The sequence below is a fragment of the Providencia sp. PROV268 genome (assembly GCF_028477805.1).
GTDB lineage: Bacteria > Pseudomonadota > Gammaproteobacteria > Enterobacterales > Enterobacteriaceae > Providencia > Providencia stuartii.
In genome coordinates this window covers 114,245-122,043 of the sequence record NZ_JAMPLW010000023.1, presented here as the reverse complement: position 1 = coordinate 122,043, position 7,799 = coordinate 114,245, and the positions used below count along the sequence as shown (strand labels likewise).

Annotated in this window: 11 protein-coding genes and 1 pseudogene; 6 read left to right on the top strand and 6 right to left on the bottom strand. The window is 34.6% G+C overall.

What is annotated here, in order from left to right; translation table 11 throughout:
* Positions 1–41: 41 nt before the first annotated feature.
* Positions 42–476 (bottom strand): antiterminator Q family protein, encoded by a 435-nt coding sequence (locus tag PR699_RS16175; protein WP_004921028.1) that lies wholly within the window; start codon positions 474–476, stop codon positions 42–44.
* A 205-nt stretch (positions 477–681) separates the two neighbouring features.
* Here PR699_RS16175 and PR699_RS16170 point away from each other — a divergent pair, with 205 nt between their 5' ends.
* The 6 genes from PR699_RS16170 to PR699_RS16145 all read left to right on the top strand — a co-directional run bounded on the left by PR699_RS16170 (position 682) and on the right by PR699_RS16145 (position 4,308).
* Positions 682–1,305 (top strand): LexA family transcriptional regulator, encoded by a 624-nt coding sequence (locus PR699_RS16170; protein WP_004921030.1) that lies wholly within the window; start codon positions 682–684, stop codon positions 1,303–1,305.
* Between the two features lie 367 nt (positions 1,306–1,672).
* The gene (locus tag PR699_RS16165) at positions 1,673–2,350 is read left to right on the top strand and encodes a hypothetical protein (RefSeq protein ID WP_041705003.1); all 678 of its coding nucleotides are present in this window, start codon (positions 1,673–1,675) and stop codon (positions 2,348–2,350) included.
* A gap of 53 nt (positions 2,351–2,403) precedes the next feature.
* Positions 2,404–2,646: an ANR family transcriptional regulator gene (locus PR699_RS16160; protein WP_004921036.1), complete on the top strand. Its 243-nt coding sequence runs from the start codon at positions 2,404–2,406 to the stop codon at positions 2,644–2,646.
* Between the two features lie 272 nt (positions 2,647–2,918).
* Positions 2,919–3,164 carry a hypothetical protein gene (locus PR699_RS16155; protein ID WP_014656240.1) on the top strand — a complete coding sequence of 82 codons (246 nt, stop codon included), beginning with the start codon at positions 2,919–2,921 and terminating at the stop codon, positions 3,162–3,164.
* 69 nt (positions 3,165–3,233) lie between these two features.
* Complete coding sequence (locus PR699_RS16150) at positions 3,234–3,611, top strand: hypothetical protein (protein WP_014656241.1); 378 nt, start codon at positions 3,234–3,236, stop codon at positions 3,609–3,611.
* Positions 3,612–3,930: 319 nt separating this feature from the next.
* Complete coding sequence (locus PR699_RS16145) at positions 3,931–4,308, top strand: hypothetical protein (RefSeq protein ID WP_230084763.1); 378 nt, start codon at positions 3,931–3,933, stop codon at positions 4,306–4,308.
* A gap of 244 nt (positions 4,309–4,552) precedes the next feature.
* Here the strand turns inward: PR699_RS16145 and PR699_RS16140 are convergent, their stop codons facing one another.
* The 5 genes and pseudogenes from PR699_RS16140 to PR699_RS16120 all read right to left on the bottom strand — a co-directional run bounded on the left by PR699_RS16140 (position 4,553) and on the right by PR699_RS16120 (position 7,659).
* Entirely contained in the window at positions 4,553–5,026 is a 474-nt protein-coding gene (locus PR699_RS16140) for a hypothetical protein (RefSeq protein WP_237713168.1), read from the bottom strand.
* Between the two features lie 344 nt (positions 5,027–5,370).
* Entirely contained in the window at positions 5,371–5,706 is a 336-nt protein-coding gene (locus tag PR699_RS16135; protein WP_014656243.1) for a hypothetical protein, read from the bottom strand.
* A 150-nt stretch (positions 5,707–5,856) separates the two neighbouring features.
* Positions 5,857–6,606, bottom strand: coding sequence for a hypothetical protein (locus PR699_RS16130; protein ID WP_014656244.1), 750 nt, complete (start codon positions 6,604–6,606; stop codon positions 5,857–5,859).
* 337 nt (positions 6,607–6,943) lie between these two features.
* Positions 6,944–7,186, bottom strand: a pseudogene (locus PR699_RS16125) (transposase); the annotation flags it as partial.
* A gap of 146 nt (positions 7,187–7,332) precedes the next feature.
* Positions 7,333–7,659, bottom strand: a complete 327-nt coding sequence (locus PR699_RS16120; protein WP_014656245.1) for a hypothetical protein — start codon at positions 7,657–7,659, stop codon at positions 7,333–7,335.
* Between the last annotated feature and the right edge of the window lie 140 nt (positions 7,660–7,799).

Sequence of the window (7,799 nt, the reverse complement as noted above, 5' to 3'; positions counted from 1 at the left end):
GAGAGGCCTATCATTTGTCAAAAACGTTCAATTATAATATGTTAATATATGTTTTGCGCGCGCACTCGTCGTTCTGATTTTATTACTGGCTGAGCGCATAAAATATCAATATCTAACTGAATATTTAATGTTTCTAAACAGCCTAAAATAAAACTTTCGGCAACTTGTATTCTCTCACGTATTTCCCCTTCCCGTACTTTATATTTCCGACCAATAGCCCGCTTTGAATAACCTTTAACATAATAGTCTTCAATATAACTACGTTCACGCTCCATACCAACAACCCCAAGTTTGGCAACACATAAATCGATAACCAAACCATCTTCATCGCTACACATTGGCCTACTCTTGCTTGTTGATGTTACCAAATCACGAAAACCAGCGGAGACAGATGACCAACCTATCGCACCACAATGATCGCCATATGACCAACCACCCCAATATGTAAGAATTTGTTGTATGTTTCTATTCATCATTTGCAACCTACCTTTCCTACACTGTTTTTAACTAATAACCCAACTCATACTGCACCTTAAGCTCAGCTTTAGACGCTTTTATATTCAACTCACCAATAACAATATAAGTAGTATTAGACTACCAATATTTCTGTTTGTCAATTACAATAAAAATTGTATTATATCTAATAACAATAATTTTTATTCTTTATAAGAGGTTAACCTCATGTCACTAGCAAGCAGGATCCGGCAACGCCGGCAAGAACTAAACTTAACCCAGACTGAGTTAGCAGAAAAAGCGGGGATCAGTCAGCAATCAATCGAATCAATTGAAAATGGTAGAACCAAAAAGCCAAGAAATATTATAGAGATAGCAAAAGCTCTTCAATCTCATCCTGAATGGCTACTCAACGGCAAAAGCATTATGCCAATATCCGAGGTCAATAGCCGACGAATTCCACTATTAAGTTATGTCCAAGCTGGGTTATTTAAGGATGCCAACCCGATCACTGACTATGAAGGGAATTTCGAATACATCTTAGTTGATGACGATATCAGCGCGAATGCATTTGCATTACGGGTTGAAGGCGACAGCATGACACCTGAGTTTAAAGAAGGTGACATCGTAGTGATTGATACCGAGATCTGGCCTAACCCAGGTGAATTTGTGTTTGCGAAAAATGGCGGGAACCAAGGAACATTCAAAAAATATCGGCCTACAGGTATTGGTACTGGTGAGTTTGAATTAGTGCCTCTTAACCCTGATTACCCAACGTTGAACAGTCACGATTATCAAATTTCACTCATTGGTGTCATGGTTGAGCACCGCATTTACCGCCGCAAAAGATAATTCTCTAGACCCCTCTCTTAACGCGTTTTCTCTGCAAACAAGAAAACGCGTTATCAAACACAGTAATTTTCTTTCTATTAAAAACAAGCAAATAGGTTTCTCAACCGAGAAATTACTACATTCATAGTTTACATTTACTATTTATATAGTAATATAACCATCGTAATACTAATTATACTGTAATAAAGTCAGCCTTCTTCAACCTAGGAGAACAAAAATTGAACGATGCATCAATAAAGGGATAGACGACTAACATGAATTTGCAGGTGAACTGTATTGGGTCGGTAATACCAGTGTTTAGTCTTGTAATACCGACAAAATCAAAGTTCAGTGAAAACATCTTGTTCACTTAATCATTTGAGGTTTTATGATGGATTTAGAACATATTATTAAAGAAAACACACAGGTAATGCGCCAATTAATTGCCATTCTACAGTCTAAGGGAGGCTGTTTTAACAGCGATAATATTGAAAATAATGCACATCAATCTTTTGTTTACTCTCACACAGGTGCAACAGACTCACCTATAGAAAAAGATATTGATATTAATAGCCTTACATTAAAACAAATTATTGCATTATGTGTAATATATAAAGGCAATTTTGAGCAACTCACAGGATCACATATTAAGAAAATCAATCAAATATTAGATTTAAATACTACAGAGCAGCATAGGCAAATCGAAGCTTTACATATGACACTGGTAAATTTAGAACAAGTTACAAAATTGCCGAATATTGCTATTCATAATTTATGTATAGAAATTTTAGCAAATTGGGGTAACTTACATGGCATTGCTGAACGTTGTGAATTTGTCCTATCCCTTATCAGTTCTAAACACGTAATTGAAGATAAAACAATTCATGTTGACCCTAATATTCTATTTTCACAAGCAGAGAGCCTTATACTGCAATTAGCTAAAAATGGATATCGAAATGAAGCAGTGGAAATTCTTAATCAATTTAAAGCAAAAAAACTAAATCAAGTCGCCATAGAACATTTACCTGAGGTCATCAAAATAGCAAAAGGTATATTAAAAAATTAACCCTCTGCATTTTATCTCGTCGCAAAGATTTATTTTAATATTTAGGAGTTTTTATGGTGAATCAAAATAATGATAGTCCGCTCTACCTTAAAGTCGCTCGTGATGCGATACGTCTCGAAAGATCAGGTAAATACTTTGAAGCGTCCAAAGCATGGTCACAAGCTAATCGATTATCGCGTGTTTATCGTAACCAAATATGGTGTGAGCGCCGTGCTGATTTTTGTTATATGCAAATTCAAAGAGAAAAATATAAACTAATGGCTGACGATGAGTCTACAGAAAATTCTCTGATATGACACATATCAGCAGTATCTTTCATATAAAAATCGTTTAAACAACTCGCTATTTTTAATAGCGGGTTAATATTGTTAGCTTTTTATGCTAGCTGCGAAATAATGTTTTTATCTTTACAATAATACAGGAGATTATCTCTGTTGTTGTATGTTTTTATGCTTTTCACAGCCTATTATCATGACTTTTTCAATAAACCCACTTATCCTTAAGTAGAATATATTTCCTTCGCAAAAAATATCGGGTAAATTATATAGATATAAAATGGAGTGATCATATGAACCCGATAGTAGTAAAGACAAAAAAAAATCTATTAAGATTACAAGCAAAATACCTAGCCCAAAATAAAGGTATTACTATCGATGATGCTTTTGATCTTTTATTAAAGCCTAACAATAACGCTAAAAATTCGCTCACATACACTCATCGTGTAAGAAAAGGTAGGCGGCAACATCAACCCTCTTCACTTTTAACCTGCTTACTCAATAAAACCTATGTAAGAGATTGGACAAAAACCAAATAATATTTCATCCGCCTATTAGATATGGTAACTAATAAGCTACTAGGGGGGTTTACTTAAAAGGAAGTATCAATGAGCGTATTAAAAAGGGTTGTTACAGGGAAGTATTCTCTCGCTGTTACAGTTTGGGGTTTTTGGCTATTTTTAGAGCTATGCAGCTCCGCCGTTTTTTTACTAATGAAAAGTAGTGATGCTATTCCAATCAAAACACAGCTTTTTCTTATCTTTTTTCTATTCATATTTAAAACATCGTATTCTATCGCCATTATAACGGGCGTTTTTCACATGTTAAAAAGCAAAGTGACGATTTGGCGTGTCGTTGTTATCCTGTTGTTAAGTGTTCAAATTATCTGTTTAATAATCGCGATGATAAATTGGTGTATGGTCGCCCTACCTGATATTATTAATTATCAGATATATGAAGAAAGTACTAAAAGCCTGTTTCAATGACAGGCTATAATTTAATACTGTCAGCCGGCATTAATCTGGCAATGCCCTAGGAATAGAGTATCACCTATTTGACTATGTTATTTCTATAAATATTATATAGGCTCTAAATTCTCAAATTTATACAGTGCCCTCAATTTAAAAGGGGAACAAAAATAGTTTAACCCCATTGAAATCTTTATGCTTGAGTCTATAAATAGGCTTTGCATTGCTTTGATGGTGTCTTGTTGGGCTTTTATTACCCAGCTAATGAGTCTTTAGTGACATTTACCCTCCTATATGTTTTAATTTAACTTAAGGTTTGATGGTAAAAGAAAATTTTATGGGTTCATTAAAAAAGCTTGTTCAAGGTGAATATTCAATTCATCTTTTATTCATTATAATTTGGTATGTTGGAACTGCATCTATTCAATTTATTTTTGAAAAATACCCAACAGCTCATGGCATATATCGAATAGATACAATGCTTTATCTCTTTGCGACTTCAAGATTTCTTCAAGCTTTATTATCTTTAATTGCTTTTGTTGGTATTTTTTCGACACAAAGGAAGCAATTAACAAAAGTAGGGATGATTTATTTAATTATTATCGCACCAGCGTTATCCTTTTACATCGCCTCGTTTTATGATCTCATAATATATATCAATGCTGGTGATTGTGAGTCATCACCTTGGTGCATGAGGACTTACTTTACTAAATAGCAGGCATGATGATATTTGTCTGATCTTCGTTTTTACACAGCCAAATCAGATTATCAGAACATTAATTTAAACTTATCATAATGCAAAAATCTGATTACACCATAATAAGTCCATCAGTTCCTAAAAATTACGACCAAGAGGATATGCCACCAAAAGACAATGGTTATGAATAACGTTGTCAATTACACACACCAGATAATCTCGAGGAAAATGGTGAATATTCAGCTAGGTATTGATGTGTAATTTATTTTCTAGCATTTTCTTTCGCTTTCTGGTGAATTTTATCTTTCATTTCTTTTGTTATTTTTTGGTAAGTTTCTACAGTGCCATCATCAGAAACGGTATTCATAAAAATATCATCACCTCTTTTTTTAATTGTCACAGATACTTTTACAGGCTCGACCTCACCAAAATCTATTGGTTCTATTTTTCCATTGATTGTATAAGTCATTTTGGTCACTTCTTGCGTTAACACGCTAGAATTCGGGTCAAATTTCCACAAAGATTCTTGTTTGATTTCTTCTACATTATCACCTAGTTCAATCAGCAATGCATCTCTCGCAACACCATTCGGAGCTAGGATCATCAGTTTAAGAATTCTTACTTCGGGTGTATTATTTGAATCAAACCAATAGCCATATAAATCACTTGTTGAGTATGGTTGCGGGAGCACGTCAATTTTTGTCTTTTTTTCCGCTGTTTCATTTTCACCAGCCATACTGACACTGGTGATACAGAAAAGAGCGCATAGCATAACAATCAAAGAGAATATTTTTTTCATTATTTAAATACACAAATTTATTTATAGAGCTTTAGTCGCCAACAAATATCGACTACACCTCAAACAATCCATTTTTATCAAATCTTAATGTGCTGTAATAGGACAGATCATTAAATAGCTTTCCATTACCAAGAGTTGTCATTCCAGCTTTTTTCTCACAGTCACCATCTTTAACAAAACTCACGCTATCTACTCTTCATTTCAAGCCGAACGGAGCATCTGGTTTTCTGCCGCAGCCTACCAATAATGCAATCAGAGCAGCTGCCACGAATATTTTTCCATTATTCGTACTCTGCCCCTGAAACTATTTTTTGACCATTGGCACATTTAGCTACCACAAATCCATCATTTGCCCACATTTTTACCACATATGAGTCTGGGCTATTCTGAATTACTTTAACGGGATATTCACCAATTAATTGATTATACATCTTATTGACATCTGATTTGCATGGCGAAAATGGCATAGTGTCAGTTCCAAGTATTTGCTCATATTTTTCTTTTGGCGGATTGCCTGAATCTACAAGTTTATTTAATTCCTCCTTTGTATAAGATGTTCCTGCATAAACGCTAAAACCAATACAAGATAAAACAATTGCAATTATTGACTTTTTCATCATCCCATCCTCACACTCAGTTTTTTATTAATTTAATTGATGTTATACCGAAAGCAGCGTAAAACAAAGCAAACAATTAGGTACAAAAAACCTGCCGGAGCAGGTTATTCACTAGTGCTTGAGCTACCAATTCACTTGCTATTCAGAAAATTACTTACTAAATGCAATCAAAACAAAAATAGCAAGAGGAGGTGTGATGACCACATCTGCTACAACGGTAAATGGTGTAGCTATTATCTTTGCAATCAAATTACCTGCATTAAATGATTTCTGTTCTTCGGAAGCATACAGTTCAACAGTATATAATTCATTTAGTTTTGCGTTGGAAGTTACTGGTAAGCTTATATCATTCCTATCAATAATATACCCTTTAATTGGCACAGTTCTTACCCAAGATGATTTATCATTTCCTTGTGCCCTATTCTTAAAGCCTGCCTGCTCTAAGGCCTTTATTTGTGCGTCAGTAAATTGAAATTTGGGATCAGTGTATACAAAGTAATTCTGCATAAATTCGATCGGTGATTGACTGTTGCTATTGGGAAGTATTTTAATTCGAATTATTCCCTTGGGATTATCAAATGCAGTTAATGGGATTATTTTCACTAATTCATTTAACTCCATTAATTCAGAAGAGCCACTGGTTAATAAATAGGCGTACTTTTCTCCTATAAAACCGAATCCAGAATCCGGAAATTTGATATCATTTATATCGTTTTTTGTTGTTTTACTTTCAATTTTAATATTTTTATATTCAAAACTGGCAATTATTTTATCTGTTAACTTAACAACATTTTGTGATTTGGTTTCGACTGTTGGGTTATCTTCCCAAAAGTTTTTTGTTAAACATCCCGTAGAGCTTAAAATCGATATGCTCAAAAAACACGCTAGTAATTTTTTCATTCCATTGCCTCAATAAGTTTAGCTTAAGTCCAATGAATATTAGGGCAACACCTCATTTAAGGCAATAAAAAACCCACCGAAGTGGGTTCATTTGATTTTACCATGACAGTGTTTATATTTTATATCCATTATTACAATCGCAAAGGCTGTTTCTATGTGGAGAGAGTTTTTTCTTTTCACCAAAAACGCCATTTTGTGGCTGCCAATTTGGTATTGTAATTTTCTTTACTATCTCACTAAAGCCAAGAATTTCAGATGCGTGTATAACAAACCCTAAATTTAACATTGTACTATTGGTAACTTTTGCATTTTCTTGTGCGGGTATGTCCACGCCACATTAATTGAGACACACTAAATTAAAGTTTTCTAACTGTTTACGATAGGCCTCCGGAGGGAGGTGATTTAAACTTTCGTGCGTTCGGTTTTGGTTATAATCTTGCTGCTAATACCACGCTAATTCTCTAACTTGACTCAATGATTCAAATAAATACGCATTTAAAAATTCACGATGGAACGAGCCATTAAAACGTTCGATAAACCCATTTTATTGCAGTTTGCCCAGTTGAATATGGCACAGTGACGCAGCCATTCAATAATCTAGATACTGTCAAACCTAATAAGATGCGCTTCATTCCTATCCCCACATCAACTTAGAGGAGCCTTTCACCATAGTCTATATGTTATATAGTGCAATGGGGAGCAAATCGTTATTTATTCTTAGTGGAGTTACTCCAGATCTTTATCAAAATAATCATCTAATTTACTCACATGCTCACAGCGACTTTCAAACCCATTAGGGATACCTCCATTTCTCATCCATTCTTCGCATGACGCAGCTACTTTTCCATAGGTATATGCCCCTGTCATTGCTATGTATACAAACCTTTCACATTTTTGTTTATCATTCTGATCGTCACATATCAGCTTTTTCATTTCTTCCATTTCATAAACGCCACCCGCACCTGTACCTTCAGGTGCTAGTACAGTTGCATTTGCAGGAACTGATAGCAATGAACCCAATACAAAAAAACTGCTTAATAAGATTTTATTCACGTTACCCCCTACTTGTTTTAAGCCATGGTAACTAACGTAAAGAACAAAACAAAGCAAAAGACCTCAGTTAAGAGGCGTAATATGTGATCTGGATTGCAAGCCCATCCTTGGGCTATGTGTGGTTAGGCTACGGCTTTGTA

Bases quoted from the DNA above. Each gene is read 5' to 3' on its own strand.
- PR699_RS16135 (WP_014656243.1), bottom strand. From the start codon at position 5,706: ATGAAAAAGTCAATAATTGCAATTGTTTTATCTTGTATTGGTTTTAGC.
- PR699_RS16150 (WP_014656241.1), top strand. From the start codon at position 3,234: ATGAGCGTATTAAAAAGGGTTGTTACAGGGAAGTATTCTCTCGCTGTT.
- PR699_RS16140 (WP_237713168.1), bottom strand. From the start codon at position 5,026: ATGGCTGGTGAAAATGAAACAGCGGAAAAAAAGACAAAAATTGACGTG.
- PR699_RS16160 (WP_004921036.1), top strand. From the start codon at position 2,404: ATGGTGAATCAAAATAATGATAGTCCGCTCTACCTTAAAGTCGCTCGT.
- PR699_RS16165 (WP_041705003.1), top strand. From the start codon at position 1,673: ATGATGGATTTAGAACATATTATTAAAGAAAACACACAGGTAATGCGC.
- PR699_RS16145 (WP_230084763.1), top strand. From the start codon at position 3,931: ATGGGTTCATTAAAAAAGCTTGTTCAAGGTGAATATTCAATTCATCTT.
- PR699_RS16155 (WP_014656240.1), top strand. From the start codon at position 2,919: ATGAACCCGATAGTAGTAAAGACAAAAAAAAATCTATTAAGATTACAA.
- PR699_RS16130 (WP_014656244.1), bottom strand. From the start codon at position 6,606: ATGAAAAAATTACTAGCGTGTTTTTTGAGCATATCGATTTTAAGCTCT.
- PR699_RS16170 (WP_004921030.1), top strand. From the start codon at position 682: ATGTCACTAGCAAGCAGGATCCGGCAACGCCGGCAAGAACTAAACTTA.
- PR699_RS16175 (WP_004921028.1), bottom strand. From the start codon at position 476: ATGATGAATAGAAACATACAACAAATTCTTACATATTGGGGTGGTTGG.